Source organism: Psychrobacillus sp. FSL K6-2836 (assembly GCF_038003085.1).
Lineage (GTDB): Bacteria > Bacillota > Bacilli > Bacillales_A > Planococcaceae > Psychrobacillus.
In genome coordinates this window covers 1,678,252-1,696,180 of record NZ_JBBOOM010000001.1, presented here as the reverse complement: position 1 = coordinate 1,696,180, position 17,929 = coordinate 1,678,252, and the positions used below count along the sequence as shown (strand labels likewise).

Here is a 17,929-nt window from a genome sequence, read left to right as displayed (position 1 = left end):
GTGTAGCTATCGTGCATTAATGATTTGAATGCTCTTCTGCATTATGTGCATCGTGTTCTTCATGACCTTCTAGATCAGAATCTTCTTCACCATCAGTATTTGCTGAACCGTGATCATGTTCTGGCGGAGGAGCAAATTCTAAGTGTGTTCCTGTATAAGTAGAACGACCAAGATGCCCAGGTTCTAATAATTCCTCAAATTTTTCTTCTGTAAGAGGTGAAGCAGTTTCATGTACTTCTTCTACCCATTCTTCGTATTCAGCAGGAGACATTGCAGTAACTTCAAAAGTATTCTCTGCGAATCCAGCTCCACTGAAGTTAGCATTTCTACCCATAAATTCTCCAGGTTGATCTGCCGCTAAGTGTAAAGTTGTAATCATATCAGACATAGCGTACTTTTGACCTCCTAGCTGTGGAATCCAGAAGCTTGTGATTGGACCATATGAATACAGTTTAAATTCAATAGCACGGTCCTCAGGGATATATAAATAGTTTACTGTTTCGATATCTTCTTCCGGATAGCTAAAATGCCATTTCCAGTTAGATGAAGAAGCATAAATAACTAAAGGCTCTTGATCTTCGTATCCTACTGGAGTTGCTTCGACTTCATAGTTACTTTTTACGGAAACGATAGATAAGAAGATAACTATTATAATAGGTATACCGATACAAATTGCTTCAACAATTGGGCTTCCTTCAATATGTGGTGGCTCGTAATCTTTCGGTTGTTTTGAAGCACGGTATTTTAATAAGACAAACACTAAAATAGCTAAAACGACAATAACTATACCTAACATAAGCCAAATAGATAACATAATATCGTCAGCCTGTGTTTTTGCTTGCGGGCCTTTCGGATCTAAAACTAGTAATGGTTCACAAGCGGTTAACACGGTGGAAATAGTGATAACCATCGTTAAAAGAATCCATTTCATTTTTAATTTCATAGTTCTACCCCTTCCCAGAATATTTATCCCGCATTAACGGGTATACTCCCACTTCAAGTATTGGTCTAGCAACAAAGCATAATTGGGAGAAAACTGCCCGTAAATGCCCGAATGGTTCAACTAACAATCAGTGGGGATAAAGGAAACCCTCACTGATTGAAGTTTCACTTTATATAAACGAATAGTAAACAGATGTTGTCTCTGTATGCCTCTATCTTATTACCACGAATTGAAAAAACAAAATGAAAAAAAGCAACTTCACAAAACGTTCATGAAGATGTGAACAAATTAAAGTAAATTGGTAACGTAATTGTGAAGTATAAGGTAAATGCTGGGGAAATGAGCAAAAATGGGCATGCCAAAAGGCTACAGAACAACTATGTGCTGTTCTGTAGCCTTGGTAATGAATCGCTTCCACTATATCATTTTTAAAAGGGCTTTCCTTCCGATCATACCTTGAGTGATACCTAGTTCTTCCGCTTCGTAGGTAATGGATTCAAGCGGCGCATCCAAAAGCTGAGATATTGTTTTTACTCCAACAGCTCTTCCGGCAACTACCTTTCTATCTTTCAATTTCTCATTAAGTAGCGCAACGTCTAGAGCACCACACATTATATACCCTTTATCATTGGTGACAACGAGTAAGTTCGTTTTAGGCAATTCTACAGAAATCGATAAAAATGTATACCCCTCAATATTAATTGGTTCTAGATTAATCATGACCAAGCAGTCCTCCTTTTTCTATCTCTACAATTTATGTGTTCAATAGAAAAAGCGTGTTTAATTTCGATTTAGGTTTTACTTCATTTTATATTGAAAAAAACATGAAAGGGTTCTTTAGGTAGGTTCTCTAGGTCCAATTCGAACTCATACCATTTGCGTTCGTCTTCGGTCATATTAGTTATTAGGAAGGGGATATTTTTATGCTGCGCAATTTCTTTTATTTGATTGGCTTTGTGAAGACCATCTTCTGACAAATTTTGAAACCTATAGAGTACGTCTTCATTTGAATAAGATTCTATTACCATTGCCCAAGAAATATGCGTTTCGTCACTTGTATCGCTTAAAGAAGCATAGTGAACATAAGGGTCTACATAAATTCGAGTGATATTCTCCCAAGGAATAGATTCTTCAACACCATTCCACTTATTGGTGATCAAACCTTTGTCTGCATGAATTCCCCTATAATCTTCCCATAAGACATATAAAGAGGTGCCATATGCAATAAGTGTAACTACTATTATTAGATTAGGTATCCATTTCCGACGTATATCGGAACTAAATAGGCGTATAGAAACAAATAATAGTAGAAGCAACATGCAACCAAGAGAAATACCTCCACCATTTACTGAGGAAGTCGACTCAAAAAGAATGAAGTGATCGTTAAAAGTCGTTGATTTTAATTGTTCGTAATGTGTATAGCTAAAAAATAGAAGAGGAATGAGCAATGCAACAAATGCATATGCGGCAGACCACAAAATTACTTTCTCTTTAAAAATTTTAAAAGTGCAGCGTAATAAATGACCTGTTAAATAGAGTGGAAAGCTGATTAATATAATGACTAATATGTACGTTAAGATATTCTCCGGCAAATTTTGCAAATTAGTATAAGCAATAATAATACTTAATCCTATAAGAAATATTCCTGTAAAGTTTTTCATAATCTCACCTCAACTTCTCTACGAAAAGAAGTTAAAATAGTTTCAATTTATGTAATGAAAAAGCCAGCCACGATATTATTTCATATCTGGCTAGCTTAAGAAGTGTTATAGGTATCCTTTTAATCCTGATTTTTCAGCTGCTTTAATTTCTTTCTCCAATCCTTCTATACTTTCCGCGCGTTGTTCATTTTTCTTTTTAATTGCAGCAACGTCTTTTTCAGGAGCATATTCCATCGCTATTTCGGCTGCTTCCATATGTCTGATTGTTTTCTTTAGTCTTTCTTCACTATTCGAACGATCATTAGGGCCACGTCTGGTTTCAGGCATAACTTTTCCTCCTTATAATTTGAAGCTTTCCATAGATAGTGTTTCCTAATTCACTAAGAATATTAGTCGTCATGCAACCGTCATGTTAATGCACAAATGAATAAATATAGGATGAAGTTGCCATAGTAATCCTAACAATAGAGGAGGGCTTTAATATGGATCACACACAAATGAGTTGGAAAGAAGATAATGTTCTTGCGCGATTACACAATTCTGTGGATAATGTCACGCTCGCTGTTGGTCAAGCTTTAACAAATCCTACAGAACAGTCCATCCAAAATGCAGAGGATATGATTGAGCGTGCCAATCGTTCAGTTGAAATGGCATTAGAAAGTAGAGGGGATATGGAGCCTATAAGTACACTTCAGGAACAATTGCATCAAAACAAAGAGAGATTAAATACGTTACAGTAGTTAGTATTGATATTTTTTACGAAAAACCTACCGCCATATTTTGAGGCAGTAGGTTTTTATGCTTGAGCCCCCATAGCGTGTATGATACTTATATTCAATAATTATTGTATGGTAGTTGCGTAGTTATTCATCAGATCAATGTTAATATAATAGAAGAGATTTATTTGCAAAATATTCAAATATTATTATGGAGGAGATATTGAAATGGCAAACAAGTATCCGAAAAAATTAAATGAAAGAATTTATTTAATTGATGGATTTGATATGGGGGAGTCAGAACGCACTGGAACGTATGTCATCGATGAAAGCGAACTTACTATAATAGAAACTGGACCAAGCCCGTCGGTAAAGCATGTGAAAAGTGGATTAGAATCATTAGGTTTTTCATTAGACCAAGTTAAATACATAATTGTTACTCATATACATTTGGATCATGCAGGAGGAGCGGGACTTCTCTTAAAGGATTGCCCAAATGCCAAGATCGTTGTTCACCCTAAAGGAGTAAGGCATCTGGCGGAACCAGAAAGGCTGATAGCTGGTGCAAAGGCTGTTTATGGGAATAAGTTTGAGGAATTATTCGATCCTATCATTCCGATTCCCAATGAGCGAATGGTTATAAAAAATGATGAGGAAATATTAAAGATAGGGGCAGCTTGTATATTAAAGTTTTTTGATACTCCTGGTCATGCTAATCATCATTTTAGTATTTACGATCCGATTAGTAATGGAATGTTTACGGGAGATACGGTTGGTGTTCGTTATGAACAACTCATATCAGATGGTGTTACTTTCTTTTTACCATCAACCTCACCAAACCAATTCAATCCTGCTGCTATGCAAAGGGCAATAGAGCTTTTCGTTCAAATGAATCTTCAATATATTTATTATGGACATTTTGGAGTAACAAACTCTCCCAAAGAAGCACTTTCTCAAGTTTCGATGTGGTTAAATATTTTTATGACAGAAGCAGAAGCTGTGTACGCGGAAGCAAAGGGATATGATGAGCTAGCAAATAGACTCAATAGGTTAGTGAAAGAACACCTGAAAAATCAAGGCATTTCAGAAAAACATAATGTATTTAGACTAATTAAATTGGATTTAGAAGTAAGTGCAATGGGAATGATAGATTATTTAACAAAAAAAGAAAAGGGATGAGCAGTTCTTGAGATAGGGGTTAATTTGTAATTACTGAGTAATCCCTATAAACTTATAGGTATATTTGTAAAGAAGAAGGGGAAATTTGGTGGAGTTCTTTTTAATCATCTTATTATTATTGCTCATTATCGGATTATCTAACTTTATTAATCATTTTTTACCATATATACCAGTACCATTAATTCAAATAGTACTTGGAGTTTCGCTTGCCGCTTTACCTTTAGGAATACATGTTGAGTTAGAACCAGAGCTGTTTTTTATTCTATTTATAGCTCCATTGTTGTTTTATGACGGAAAAAATGTTTCTAGACATGAGTTATGGAAGCTACGTAAACCGATTTTAATGCTAGCACTTGGGCTCGTGTTCTTAACCGTGTTAGTAATAGGATATTTAATACATTGGCTTATACCATCAATTCCATTATCTGCTGCATTTGCGCTAGCAGCTATTTTATCCCCAACAGATGTTGTGGCAGTTGGTGCCATTTCTAGTCGTGTGAAAATACCTAAAACAATTACCCATATTCTAGAAGGCGAAGGTCTCATGAATGACGCATCTGGATTAGTTGCGTTTAAATTTGCTGTTGCAGCTACTGTAACAGGAGTTTTCTCACTGGCGGAGGCAAGTGTGAGTTTTGTACTAATAGCTTTAGGCGGGTTTCTGGGAGGTGCGTTACTGGCTTATTTGATCATTCGCTTGAAAGTTTTTATACGCAGATTAGGTATGGAAGATGTTACTATACATATGCTTATTCAACTACTAACACCTTTCATTATATTTTATATTATTGAACACTTTCATCTATCTGGAATTCTTTCGGTTGTAGCAGCTGGTATTGTACATGCCATTTTCAAAGACCGTGAACAGTCACCAGCCATACAATTACAACTAGTGTCAAAAAGTACTTGGACGATTGTTATATTTATTTTGAATGGACTAGTTTTTGTTTTACTTGGATTACAAATTCCAAATGTTTCAGAAGAAATATTTGAAAGTCCATTATTTAATAATTACCAAGTAATTATGTATATTTTTATCATCACTGCAGCCTTGCTGATACTTCGTTGGATTTGGATTTATGTAGCTTGGTGGGTTGGTTGGTTTATGAAAGAGAAAAATTTAACTAAGCCTTCTATTCGATATGTTGCTATTACAACCATTGCGGGAGTACGAGGCGCGGTTACGCTAGCGGGAGCCTTTACAATTCCATACTTTTTAGTGAATGGGGATGTTTTTCCGCAGCGTGCATTAATAATTTTTATAGCAGCGGGAGTAATTCTATTGACACTTGTTCTGGCAAGTATTGTTCTTCCTTTACTGGCAAAATCGGAAAAAGGAAATACGGAGGAAGCAAAAGAAGAAATGGAAAGATTGGCTATTCTTCGAACGGCAGAGAGGGCAATAAATACTTTGCGTGATTTAACAACGGAAGAAAATCGCGGAGCGGCAGTCTCGATTATTGCTAATTACAATCAAATAAGAAACCAGCTATTATTTGTAAGTGAGGATGAAGCAAACCGTATAAAAGTGTTAGAAACATCAACTCGTATGAAAGTTTTGGAAGTTGAGAGTGACTATATAGAAAAATTAAAAACAAATAGTAAAATTGACCGGGAATCACTTTACTTAATCGAAGAGCATATTCATCGAATGCGTGTGGCTGTAACCAGTCGCTTACTATATAGAGTGTTACTTGTTTGGACAGTTATTAAAAGAGGTTATTATAATATTTTGAAGCTATTCATGCATAAAAAAAGGGATACGATCAAAGTTCGTTTAGCAAAAGGCAATAAAGTAGTGAGTTTTAAAGTAGAAATGGCAAAAGCCGCTATTAAGTATCTGAGGGACACAATGACCTCTGAAAACGAGGTAGTTAATGTTCAACTTATTGGAGAGTACAATGATATGATTGTTAAATTTAAACTTGCCAATAAATTAACCGATTCTGGTCATTATATAAGTGTACAAAGAGAGCTACGTGATCAGGCTTTTCAGGCAGAACGTGATGAAATTCAATACTTGTATCAAAATGGTGAAATATCTATGGAAATAACTAGGAAAATGCGAAGACACATCAATATTCGAGAAGCGTATTGGATGGAGGAAACCAGTATCCATTCGCATTAGGAACAACAGAGCAAGCGCCTTTGCAAGCCCCGACATTCTGAAACGACTCGAGGGGCTAGGCGCTGGAGTCTAGACAGACACTAAGTAAAAAGTATACCCTTTCCTGTCTTTTGACAAAACGTATCGATTTACAATCGGTGCGTTTTTTTTATTTCCTTAATGCCTTTTTTCAAATTTACAAAATTTAATCATTATCTTTTCTGTGTAATCCTTTGAAGGAAGGTGATACTACGAAGAGTTAGACAAAGGAGGAAGATAGAATGACGATAAATAAAGAAATTCAAGCGCTGAATGCATACTCAAGTATGGATCGAAGTGTTTTGAGTATTTATTTGAATACAAATCCTGGAGATCCTGAGCAACTAAATGGTGCTTGGGGGATTCACTTGAAAAGTGGCTTGAAGCGTATCGGAGAATATATAGAAGCTTCAGGTGATGAGAAGGAATTAAAAGCATTTAATCATGTAAAGGAAAAAGTTAAAAATGAAATGGAAAAAAACTCATTGGAGTTACGTAAGGGTGCTGTCATTTTTGCTAGTGCAAATGATGATTTATGGTCTGTTCATTATGTGCAGGTTCCTGTAAAAACAAATTTCTATTGGGAAAATCATCCTGTCACAGAACAACTGGAGTATATGTATAAAGCATATCCAGAAGCAGGTATAATCATGCCTAGCTTTGGGGAAGTTCGTATTTTAGACACTGCATTAGGCTTTGTACGAGACGATGTAACGTTCAAATATGACCCAGTTTCTGAAACGTGGAATGAAAAGGTCAAATTAGATAGTCGGGGAAGACGAGCAACTGCTGATAGCAAAACTGCTGTATTAGACACGAAATACAGATCCAATGCGAGTACCTTTTACAAAGGTATGAGAACAACCATTGAACAGTTAAAGAAAAAACGAGGTTGGCGAGAGTTTCATGTTGCAGGAGAGGCAGAAATGGCGAATGCATTTACAGAGACACTAAGGGATTCCCCAGCAAGCTGTATTTATAAAAATTTAAACAACAGTAAAGCGAACGAAGTGATTCACCAAATCCTAGAAAAGTAAATTCAGACATTCTTGAAAAATATTAACAAAATTTACGGTTTCATTTGGTGGTATAAATGATGAAAAAATACACAATATAAGCTTACAAGGAGGTGAACAACATGCCAAACAACAATCAACTTGTAGTACCAGGCGTTAAACAAGCTCTTGACCAAATGAAATATGAAATCGCTCAAGAATTCGGTGTTCAACTTGGAGGAGAAGCTTCAGCGCGTGCTAACGGTTCCGTTGGCGGAGAAATTACTAAGCGTTTAGTAGCTCAAGCCCAATCACAAATGAATGGAAATCAATTTAGCTAATAATTGTTAGGTCGGTGGGAAATTCCACCGGCTTTTTTCTTTATTATAGAAAAAAGCTGAAGAGATTTCCTCAGCTTTAAACTCATTCAGCCAAATTCCTCCGCTAAGGAAAAGGTGGAGTCTCACCGTTTAATCCTAGTTCATCATTATTCTTTGACTAATTAACTAACGCTTTGAATCGTTAAGCACCGGCGAGCAATTTCGGATTCTAATAGTTCTAGAAATTCTGGACTTAGTTTTAGTTTTTTTGCTGTTAAATAAGCCTCGATTAGAAGATCGTCAGACATTTTACTCATAAATCCTAGCACCTCCGTTTTCATTAATCAATATGGAAAAATATATATATATATGCTTCTGTGTAAGCTGGTGTAACAAAATTTAAAAACTTTAAGGCCGGCAATGATTAAGGCTAATTAAGTAAAAAAATAAGTAATCTTTCTAAGACTAATTTAACAAATATCGCACTTAAGAACAACTGTTCTATTATCCACAGGTGAAAGTGGATAATATGTGAATAAGTTGTTAATAGGAAGATAAAACTTATATATATCAGTGTGAATTATGTGTATAAAGTTATCCACAATTATTGAAAAGTCGAATAATGTCGAAAAATTTCAATGAAAATCATTCAGAATAAGGTTCTAAAAACATTTTTCTATGAAAAAAAAAGAATTATTTTAGGTTTTGTCAAAATTAATCCCTGTTTTTAATATTTTTTAGATATAGCAGAAGGGAAAATGTTAATATATAAATATTTATCCACAATATTCAGTGGATAAAATGTGGATTACTATTATTTTGTCTAACTTATTATAGATATAACTTGATTTGAATTGTGTATAACTTTATCCACAAACATCAACTTATGTATTTGTCGAATATTGAGTGTAATTGGACATCCAATACCAACATATTATGGTGTAAATCGTTAAAAGGAAGTGAATAGGATTACCAACAAAAAGTGTAAAAAATGCAACAAACTAAATGGGAAAGGAACTTGTACATGTAAATAATAAGTCATGACCCTCACAAAAATAGTGAGGGTATGACTTATTTTTGATAATGAAAATGCTATTCACGATCCTTATCCATGACTTCTTATTCGGTATCTTCTACGTCTTCTTTTTCCCCGTCAGTATCTTCCACATTTTCATCGTTTTCAATATTTACATCCACATCTTCTTCTACGGGATTATCGTTTAGATCATCATCATCGTTATTATCTCCACAAGCTGCCAACAACCCTACTGATAGAAACGCTGCTGTACCGATTTTCCACAACTTGTGTCCTGTAATTGAATTTGTAGCCATAATATTTACCTCCTCCGGTCAAACGTTTACTCTCCGTCTTTATCTTCCTCTTCAAGCTCTTGCTCAATATCTTCTTCGATATTATCATCTACATCTGATTCGTTTTCTCCATCACCACACCCTGCTAATAAGCCTGCAGATAAGAATGCTGCTGCGCCTATCTTCCACCATTTTTGTCCTGCGATAGAATTATTAATCATGTTAAATTCCTCCATTTTATTATTATTTATTGTTTATTAGTAAGTACTTACCCTAGAAGTCTTCTGTTATAAACATTTTTTAGAAGATGACATATGCTCGTTATGTTATTAATATGTTTGTAACAAAAGGAAGGCAGAACAAAGAATAACCCATAAAATTGCTCCTAAAGAACATAAACCTGGCAAAATGCCCTAAAAAAAACTACCTCTTCGAATTAGGAAGAGGTAGCTATATCTTAAAATTTACGAGTAGTTTCTTCTTTTAAATACAAATACGTTTTTTCTACATCCACACTAAAAATACGATCTTCTGTTATGGAAGGAACGACGCCTCGAATTTTTTGCCACTTGTTCTGCAGGGCAGGAGATATGAGGTTATTGCCTCTATATTCCACTCCTTGCACAGCGCAAATGGCTTCGATTGCGATGACTCTGCGGCTATTTTGAATGATTTGATAGGCATGTCTTGCCCCGATTGTTCCCATGCTCACATGATCTTCCTGATTTGCGGAAGACGGAATAGAGTCAACGGAGGCAGGGTGGGACAAGGTTTTATTTTCAGAAACAAGGCTTGCTGCTGCATATTGTAAAATCATAGCTCCAGATTGTAATCCGGGCTCTGGGCTTAAAAAAGGTGGTAATCCTTCATTTAGATGTGGATTCACTAAACGTTCAATTCGTCGCTCAGATACATTTGCAAGTTCAGCCATTGCAACCTTTAGGAAATCCATGGCAAATGCAATTGGTTGACCGTGAAAGTTTCCTCCCGAAATAATCACTTCTCCATCCTCTACGATTAACGGGTTATCCGTAGCTGCATTCATCTCAATTTCCAGTTTATCCTTTACATAAGCAAGGACCTGCCAGCTCGCTCCATGAATTTGAGGTATACATCTTATAGAGTAGGCATCCTGCACACGTTTTTCACCTTGTCTAGTTACAAGTTGACTGCCTTCAAGCCATTGAAGCATTCTTTTCGCAACTCCTACTTGCTCGGGATAACCTCGTGCTTCATGAATAGCTGGATGAAAAGCATCTGTAATACCGTATAGAGCTTCCATTGTCATGGCAGCAATCCATTCACTTTGATAGGCAAGTGTTTCGGATTCAAGCCAATTGACTACTCCTTGAGCAGTCATCGCTTGCGTTCCATTTATCAATGCCAGACCTTCTTTAGCTTCTAATACAATTGGTGTTAAATGATGTTTTTCCCAAACTAGAAGAGATGGAACTTGATTGTCCCCGTCCCAGACGAACCCTTCACCTATTAAAACTAAAGCAAGATGGGAGAGGGGAGCTAAGTCACCAGAGGCTCCAAGAGATCCCTGCTGAGGAATTACAGGGTGAATACGATGGTTCACCATGTATGACAGCCGCTCTAACACTTCTAAACGAATACCAGAAAATCCTTTAAGTAATGCATTTAAACGAAGAACGACCATTGCACGTGATACAACTTCCTCGAATGGTTCTCCAATACCACATGCATGGGAACGAATAAGATGTAGCTGAAGGGCGTGGACATCAGACTCGTTTATGCTCACATCACTGAATTTTCCAAAGCCAGTATTTATGCCATAGACGGTTTGACCAGCTTCCACAATCCTTTCAACGACTTTTCGACTCTTCACAACATTTTCTTTTGCACAATCATCTATAATAATTTGTTCATGCTGATATAAAATAGCTCGCATATGCTCTAGTGTAAGGTCATTTCCTTTTAAATTAATCAATACTAATCACATTCTTTCTACGATGAATTTATTGAATGCCAGTAAGCTAAAAAGGTACAGATCCCTGCTGCTGTTTTCCAAAGGCATTCTAGCTGGACTAATTTCGTTGTAAACCGACGACCTGTACTCCTTTTTTCCACACACTATTCACATGATTTACTCCAAACAAATACTGTAATTGCTGGTAATTTGGAACGTTCCAGAGCACAATATCTGCTTGTTTACCTATTTCTAAAGAGCCGACTTTATCCTCCATTTGAATAGCACAGGCTGCATTGAATGTTGCCGCACATAAGCTCTCTGCAGGAGTAAGTCTCATCGAAATACAGGCTAAGTTCATCACAAGCGGCATGGATGTTGTCGGAGAGGAACCGGGATTGCAATCAGTTGAAATCGCAACTGGCACACCAGCATCAATCATAGCGCGACCCCTCGCGGAAGTTTCTCGTAAATACAAAGCTGTTGCGGGTAGTAAACATGCGATAACACCTTGTTTGGCCATTGCAGCAATACCGCTATCTGATGCTTTCAATAAATGCTCTGCAGAAATAGCTCCCACTTCCGCCGCAAGTTCGGCTCCTCCATAAGGTTCAATTTCATCTGCATGAATTTTAGGTGCCAATCCAAGAGCCTTCCCAGCCTCTAAAATTCGCTTCGATTGCTCAGGGGTAAAGACGCCTACTTCACAGAAGACATCATTAAACTTAGCGAGCTTTTCACCAGCTACTTTGGGCAGCATATCATTCACTATCAAATCAACGTATTCATCTTCTTTTTCTTTAAATTCAGCGGGAACAGCATGTGCCCCCATAAAAGTTGGAACAATATCTACTGGATGCTCTGTCTGCAATCGCTGCATAACTCGAAGTTGTTTTATCTCCGTTTCAACATTTAAACCATATCCACTTTTTCCTTCTATAGTAGTTACTCCATGAGCTAAGAAGGAGTCTAGCCTGACTTTAGTCTGGGCAAAAATTTCTTCTTCAGTTGCTTCTCGTGTCATGCGGCTAGTAGCATGGATACCTCCACCTGCGTTCATAATATCCATATAGGTTGCACCTTCTAGACGCATTTCAAATTCACGCTCACGACTTCCTCCATATGCGACATGCGTATGCGGATCAACAAGCCCAGGTGTCACGAGTTTTCCGAATGCATCAATGATTTCGGCTTCATCTATACGAGTTGCATATTTTCTTTGAAGCTCCTCTGTTGTACCAATAGCTTGAATTACTTCATTTTCCAACCAAATACTTCCATCTTCTATAATAGTGAGTTCACTCATGGCCTCTTTCGTTCGTGGACCTTTATGTTTACTGGCCAGAGTAACTAATTGAGATGCATGTTTAATCCAAACTGCTTTACTCATATGTTTTAGTCCTCCTTTTCCATCATTGGAATGTTGACGCCTTTAGCACGAGCTGTTTTTTCTGCAAGCTCATAACCAGCGTCAAAATGACGAACAATTCCCATACCTGGATCTGAAGTGAGCACTCGTTCTAATCTTACTTCCGCTTCTCTTGTTCCATCAGCCACTATGACCATACCAGCATGAATGGAATATCCCATTCCGACCCCACCTCCATGGTGGACGGAAACCCATGTTGCACCACCTACAGCGTTTATCATGGCATTTAATATTGGCCAGTCTGCCACTGCGTCTGAACCATCTTTCATAGCTTCTGTTTCACGATTGGGGGAGGCGACTGATCCCGAATCTAAATGGTCCCGGCCAATTACAATTGGTGCACTTAATTCCCCCGAAGCAACCATATCATTTATAATTTTCCCAAAGCGTGCTCTTTCGCCATAACCTAACCAGCATATTCGGGAAGGAAGGCCCTGGAATTGGATTTTTTCACGAGCCATTTTAATCCAGTTGCACAGATGAGTGTTATAACTAAACTCACGTAAGATTACTTCATCTGTTTTATATATGTCTTCAGGATCTCCGGACAATGCAACCCATCTGAAGGGACCTTTGCCTTCGCAAAACTGTGGTCGGATATAAGCTGGGACAAATCCTGGGAAGTCAAACGCACGATCGAGCCCTTCATCCTTGGCCACCTGGCGTATATTATTGCCATAATCGAATGTTATGGAACCTTTATCCATTAACTCGACCATAGCACGCACATGCACGGTCATAGAGGTCTTAGAGCGCTTTATATATTCGCTAGGATTTTCTTGGCGTAAGAGTAGTGCTTCCTCTAGGGACGTTTGGGAAGGGATATAGCCGTTTAATGGATCATGCGCTGAAGTTTGATCGGTCAATACATCTGGTGTAAAACCACGAGCAATCATTTCAGGTAAAATATCCGCAGCATTTCCAACAAGCCCTATGGATAGAGGTTTCCCAGCTAGCTTTGCTTCTTCTGCTAGTTGAATTGCCTCGTCTAATGTATGCGCTTTCAAATCTGTGTAGCGTGTTTCGATGCGTCTATCTATTCTCGTTTCATCTACTTCTATAGCAATACATACTCCACCATTCATCGTAACTGCTAATGGCTGAGCTGCCCCCATACCACCTAACCCCGCGGTAAGTGTAATCGTATTCTTTAACGTTCCATTGAAATGCTGTTTAGCAAGTTCAGCAAATGTTTCATAAGTGCCTTGTACAATCCCTTGAGAACCAATATAAATCCAACTACCAGCAGTCATCTGTCCGTACATCATTAAACCCTTTTTATCGAGTTCATGAAAATGCTCCCATGTAGCAAACGCTGGCACTAAGTTCGAGTTAGCTATTAATACACGGGGTGCATCGATGTGAGATTTAAATACAGCTACTGGTTTTCCAGATTGGACAAGCAATGTTTCATCGTTTTCAAGTTCCTTTAAGGAGCGAACTATTGCGTCAAAAGCTTCCCAGTTCCGAGCTGCCTTTCCGATACCGCCGTAAACAACTAAGTCATCAGGATGCTCTGCTACCTCCGCATCTAAATTGTTCATAAGCATGCGAAGTGCTGCTTCTTGTAGCCAGCCTTTCGTATTCAACTTGGTTCCTCTATAACGAATAACCTTATCGTTTGCTTTTCCCATTCAAATACCTCCTCAATTTCTACCTCTATTCTATCTAAATTTTTTAATTATTTAAGGATTTTTGTGAAAAAAGTAAAAATTTCTCATCTGCTAACGGGGTACTTTATTAGCATGGTAGTGTACTGTAAAAGTGAAATGAAACTCTTTCCATTACTATTCGTCTGATTATTCAGATATATATATATAAGGGGGCAATTATTTTGAAAAAAGCGTGGTTATTCTTAGTCACTATAAGCCTATCCGTGTTATTAGCAGCCTGTAGTGGAGATGACGAGTCAGCCAAGATGAGCACTGCAGAAAGTGCATCTGATTCAGCGGAATTTGCAACTGAGGAACAAAAAAGTGAAGAAGCAGAAGTGGAACAGGGGAGTGCAACAGAGGATAGAGAGGCTCCTAACATTCGAATGATCATTCATCAGGCTAGAATTAGTACGAATGTAAAGGATTTAGAAAAGGCGCAGCATAATATGGAACAAAAGGTGAAGAATTATGATGGCTATATTGTAGAGTCCAATGTGTATTTGGAATCTGATGAAACAAGTACTGGGAAAATGGTTGTGCGAATTCCAGAAGAACATTTTGAAACATTTTTGTCGGAAGCAGAGGCAGAAGCATCCAAAGTTTTAGAAAAAAATGTAACTGGACAGGATGTAACCGAGCAGTATGTAGACCTAAGCTCTCGAGTAAAATCGAAACGTGCAGTGGAGGAACGATTACTAGCATTTATGAAAGATGCTGAAAAAACAGAGGACCTACTGAAAATTTCCACTGATTTGGCAAAGATCCAAGAAGAAATTGAGGTGTTAGTAGGGAAAATAAATTATTTAGAAAACCAAACGTCCTTTTCCACAATCGAATTAACGATGTATGAAAACCGTGTCATTATTCCAGAAATAGAAAACAAAGACTTGAATACATGGGAAAAAACGAAAAAGCAATTTATAACAAGTACAAATTCACTTTTATCGATAGGCTCAGGAATTATAGTGTTTATAATTGGTAATTTACCAGTGCTTGCATTTTTAGCAATTATTGCAGGTGTGGTAGTTTTGGTAATTAAAAGAAGGAAAATAAAAGAATAGCAATCTAAAATCAAGTATTTATTGAGAATATATCCTATAACAACGAATAAAGCATCTCTTGATCTGACAAGAGATGCTTTATTGTTGTAGAGAATTTGGTATCATAATTTCTAAAACTTCATACTATGTATAAACTACTCCCATGAATGGAGGGAAACATGGACATTTTAAACAAAGTAAGAAATTATCGAGAAGAAGAGAACCAGCTCAAGTGGGAAGGTACGTTTGAAGAATTTTTAGCGATTGTGAAGGAACGTCCAGAGGTTGCCCAAACGGCACATGCACGGGTTTATAGCATGATAAAAAATGCAGGACTTACTGAACAAGAAAACAAAAAACAATTTACTTTTTTTCAAAACGAGATTTTTGGATTAGAGGAATCACTAGAGCGATTAGTAGAAGAATATTTCCATCCTGCAGCCAGAAGATTAGATGTACGTAAACGAATTTTGTTATTAATGGGACCAGTAAGTGGAGGAAAGTCGACTATTGTAACACTTCTTAAACGAGGGTTTGAACAATATTCTCGTACAGACGAAGGCGCAGTATACGCTATAAAAGGCTGTCCAATGCATGAGGATCCTCTGCATTTAATCCCTCAGCATTTACGAGAAGACTTCTTTGATGAATATGGAATTCGCATTGAAGGTAGTTTGTCCCCCTTAAACTCGATGAGGCTTGAAAAGGAATATGGTGGGCGCGTAGAAGATGTCATAGTGGAGCGGATTTTCTTCTCTGAAGATAAACGTGTGGGAATTGGTACCTTTACACCATCCGACCCTAAATCTCAAGATATCGCGGATTTAACAGGCTCTATAGACTTTTCAACAATAGCGGAATATGGTTCAGAATCAGATCCTCGTGCATATCGCTTTGATGGGGAGCTCAATAAAGCGAATAGAGGTATGATGGAGTTCCAAGAAATGCTTAAACTAGATGAAAAATTTCTTTGGCATTTATTATCACTAACTCAGGAAGGTAATTTTAAGGCAGGACGCTTTGCATTAATCAGTGCAGATGAATTGATCGTAGCCCATACCAATGAAACTGAATACCGATCATTTATAGCCAATAAAAAGAATGAAGCGTTACATTCCCGTATTATTGTCATGCCAATACCTTATAATCTAAAGGTCAGCCAGGAAGAACGGATATATGAAAAGATGATTAAAGAAAGTGATATGACACATGTTCATATTGCTCCACATGCACTAAGGGCTGCTGCAATTTTTTCCGTATTAACGAGGCTCGAGATTCCGAAAAAAACAGGAATAGATCTCGTCAAAAAAATGCGCCTTTATGATGGAGAAAACGTGGAAGGCTTTAACGACATCGATGTGGAGGAATTGAAGAAGGAATCTCAAAATGAAGGAATGAATGGAATTGATCCACGTTACGTGATCAACCGTATTTCCTCTGCGATTATCCGTAAAGAAGTTCCATCGATTAATGCCCTAGATGTGCTACGTTCTTTAAAGGAGGGGCTGGATCAGCACGCATCCATTTCTGATGAAGACAAAGAAAAATACATGAATTATATAGCAATTGCTCGCAAAGAATACGATGAAATAGCGAAGAAAGAAGTACAAAAAGCATTTGTCTACTCATATGAAGAGTCAGCAATTACACTAATGAACAACTATTTAGATAACGTCGAGGCTTTTTGCAATAAAAACAAAATGAGAGACCCACTAACTGGGGAAGAGATGAATCCAGATGAGAAGCTAATGCGCTCCATTGAGGAACAAATCGGCATTTCTGAAAATGCAAAAAAAGCATTTCGAGAAGAAATACTCATTCGATTATCGGCATATGCAAGAAAAGGAAAACGTTTTGAATATAATTCGCATGAGCGTCTACGTGAAGCCATCCAAAAGAAATTATTTGCTGATTTAAAGGATGTCGTGAAAATTACGACTTCAGCGAAGACACCAGATGAAGCTCATCTAAAGAAAGTAAATGAAGTAGTGGCAAGATTAATAGACGAACATGGATACAACTCTACATCAGCCAACGAACTATTGAAATATGTTGGCAGTTTACTAAATAGATAGACGTAAATAGACAAATAACATAGCTGAAATTTTAATAAAACCGGGCAAAAGACATGCCCGGTCCTTTAAGGTCAAAAACTGTTTCTATCGTTTTCGAAGGGCTTTCGAAAGACGTTGTGCTATATTATTACAGAGTGAATTTTTTGGGATGCTGGTTGGTTGTGACGGACGTCACAACCAACCAGCATCCCTTTTTTTCAGTAATCTTATGGCGTTCGCCTGTCCGTCTACCTCCTACAAATCTTAGAAACAGGACAGTGCATTTTTGGATAACTAGAGAAAAGTCCCTTTCCTATTGATAGAGTAATCTTTCAAAAAAAACACCCTTACAATTCCTGGCAAGAGTGCTCTATAAACGTTGCTATAAAAGTCTTTTTAAGTAAGCCGCCTTTGCCGTACATTCATAGGAAGTACTACACACTAATGGATTGTAGTGGAAGGTGGTGACTTCGGTGGGGTGAGCGATGAGATATCACAACGACGCGTTGAGCTGTGGTGATAGCTCATCGCTCACCCCACGGAGGCC

Annotated in this window: 17 protein-coding genes; 7 read left to right on the top strand and 10 right to left on the bottom strand. The window is 37.5% G+C overall.

The window, feature by feature from the left end; genetic code table 11:
- Positions 1-16: 16 nt before the first annotated feature.
- The 4 genes from qoxA to MKY37_RS07815 all read right to left on the bottom strand — a co-directional run bounded on the left by qoxA (position 17) and on the right by MKY37_RS07815 (position 2,931).
- Entirely contained in the window at positions 17-943 is a 927-nt protein-coding gene (qoxA, locus tag MKY37_RS07830) for a cytochrome aa3 quinol oxidase subunit II (protein WP_340775656.1), read from the bottom strand.
- A gap of 417 nt (positions 944-1,360) precedes the next feature.
- The gene (locus MKY37_RS07825; RefSeq protein WP_340775653.1) at positions 1,361-1,663 is read right to left on the bottom strand and encodes a YunC family protein; all 303 of its coding nucleotides are present in this window, start codon (positions 1,661-1,663) and stop codon (positions 1,361-1,363) included.
- Positions 1,664-1,746: 83 nt separating this feature from the next.
- Positions 1,747-2,604 (bottom strand): hypothetical protein, encoded by an 858-nt coding sequence (locus MKY37_RS07820; RefSeq protein ID WP_340775651.1) that lies wholly within the window; start codon positions 2,602-2,604, stop codon positions 1,747-1,749.
- Between the two features lie 105 nt (positions 2,605-2,709).
- Positions 2,710-2,931 carry a small, acid-soluble spore protein tlp gene (locus MKY37_RS07815; protein WP_340775648.1) on the bottom strand — a complete coding sequence of 74 codons (222 nt, stop codon included), beginning with the start codon at positions 2,929-2,931 and terminating at the stop codon, positions 2,710-2,712.
- 155 nt (positions 2,932-3,086) lie between these two features.
- On the opposite strand from MKY37_RS07815, the gene MKY37_RS07810 reads away from it, so the two are divergent.
- The 5 genes from MKY37_RS07810 to MKY37_RS07790 all read left to right on the top strand — a co-directional run bounded on the left by MKY37_RS07810 (position 3,087) and on the right by MKY37_RS07790 (position 7,981).
- Positions 3,087-3,344: a hypothetical protein gene (locus MKY37_RS07810; RefSeq protein WP_340775646.1), complete on the top strand. Its 258-nt coding sequence runs from the start codon at positions 3,087-3,089 to the stop codon at positions 3,342-3,344.
- A gap of 204 nt (positions 3,345-3,548) precedes the next feature.
- Complete coding sequence (locus MKY37_RS07805; RefSeq protein WP_340775640.1) at positions 3,549-4,499, top strand: MBL fold metallo-hydrolase; 951 nt, start codon at positions 3,549-3,551, stop codon at positions 4,497-4,499.
- 88 nt (positions 4,500-4,587) lie between these two features.
- Positions 4,588-6,627 carry a Na+/H+ antiporter gene (locus MKY37_RS07800; RefSeq protein ID WP_340775637.1) on the top strand — a complete coding sequence of 680 codons (2,040 nt, stop codon included), beginning with the start codon at positions 4,588-4,590 and terminating at the stop codon, positions 6,625-6,627.
- Positions 6,628-6,887: 260 nt separating this feature from the next.
- Complete coding sequence (locus MKY37_RS07795; RefSeq protein ID WP_340775635.1) at positions 6,888-7,682, top strand: VLRF1 family aeRF1-type release factor; 795 nt, start codon at positions 6,888-6,890, stop codon at positions 7,680-7,682.
- A gap of 101 nt (positions 7,683-7,783) precedes the next feature.
- Positions 7,784-7,981, top strand: coding sequence for an alpha/beta-type small acid-soluble spore protein (locus MKY37_RS07790; RefSeq protein ID WP_340775633.1), 198 nt, complete (start codon positions 7,784-7,786; stop codon positions 7,979-7,981).
- Positions 7,982-8,142: 161 nt separating this feature from the next.
- Here the strand turns inward: MKY37_RS07790 and MKY37_RS07785 are convergent, their stop codons facing one another.
- The 6 genes from MKY37_RS07785 to hutU all read right to left on the bottom strand — a co-directional run bounded on the left by MKY37_RS07785 (position 8,143) and on the right by hutU (position 14,267).
- Positions 8,143-8,277, bottom strand: a complete 135-nt coding sequence (locus MKY37_RS07785; protein WP_340775632.1) for a sporulation histidine kinase inhibitor Sda — start codon at positions 8,275-8,277, stop codon at positions 8,143-8,145.
- 802 nt (positions 8,278-9,079) lie between these two features.
- Complete coding sequence (locus MKY37_RS07780) at positions 9,080-9,292, bottom strand: hypothetical protein (protein ID WP_340775629.1); 213 nt, start codon at positions 9,290-9,292, stop codon at positions 9,080-9,082.
- 26 nt (positions 9,293-9,318) lie between these two features.
- On the bottom strand, positions 9,319-9,492 hold the full coding sequence (locus MKY37_RS07775; protein ID WP_340775626.1) for a hypothetical protein: 174 nt from the start codon (positions 9,490-9,492) through the stop codon (positions 9,319-9,321).
- Positions 9,493-9,728: 236 nt separating this feature from the next.
- Positions 9,729-11,225: a histidine ammonia-lyase gene (gene hutH / locus MKY37_RS07770; RefSeq protein ID WP_340775624.1), complete on the bottom strand. Its 1,497-nt coding sequence runs from the start codon at positions 11,223-11,225 to the stop codon at positions 9,729-9,731.
- 97 nt (positions 11,226-11,322) lie between these two features.
- On the bottom strand, positions 11,323-12,594 hold the full coding sequence (gene hutI, locus MKY37_RS07765) for an imidazolonepropionase (RefSeq protein WP_340775622.1): 1,272 nt from the start codon (positions 12,592-12,594) through the stop codon (positions 11,323-11,325).
- Between the two features lie 5 nt (positions 12,595-12,599).
- Positions 12,600-14,267 (bottom strand): urocanate hydratase, encoded by a 1,668-nt coding sequence (hutU, locus tag MKY37_RS07760; protein WP_340775620.1) that lies wholly within the window; start codon positions 14,265-14,267, stop codon positions 12,600-12,602.
- A gap of 200 nt (positions 14,268-14,467) precedes the next feature.
- Between hutU and MKY37_RS07755 the strand changes: the two genes are divergently transcribed.
- Complete coding sequence (locus MKY37_RS07755) at positions 14,468-15,349, top strand: DUF4349 domain-containing protein (protein WP_340775618.1); 882 nt, start codon at positions 14,468-14,470, stop codon at positions 15,347-15,349.
- Between the two features lie 158 nt (positions 15,350-15,507).
- The gene (locus MKY37_RS07750; RefSeq protein WP_340775615.1) at positions 15,508-17,403 is read left to right on the top strand and encodes a PrkA family serine protein kinase; all 1,896 of its coding nucleotides are present in this window, start codon (positions 15,508-15,510) and stop codon (positions 17,401-17,403) included.
- Positions 17,404-17,929 lie beyond the last annotated feature (526 nt).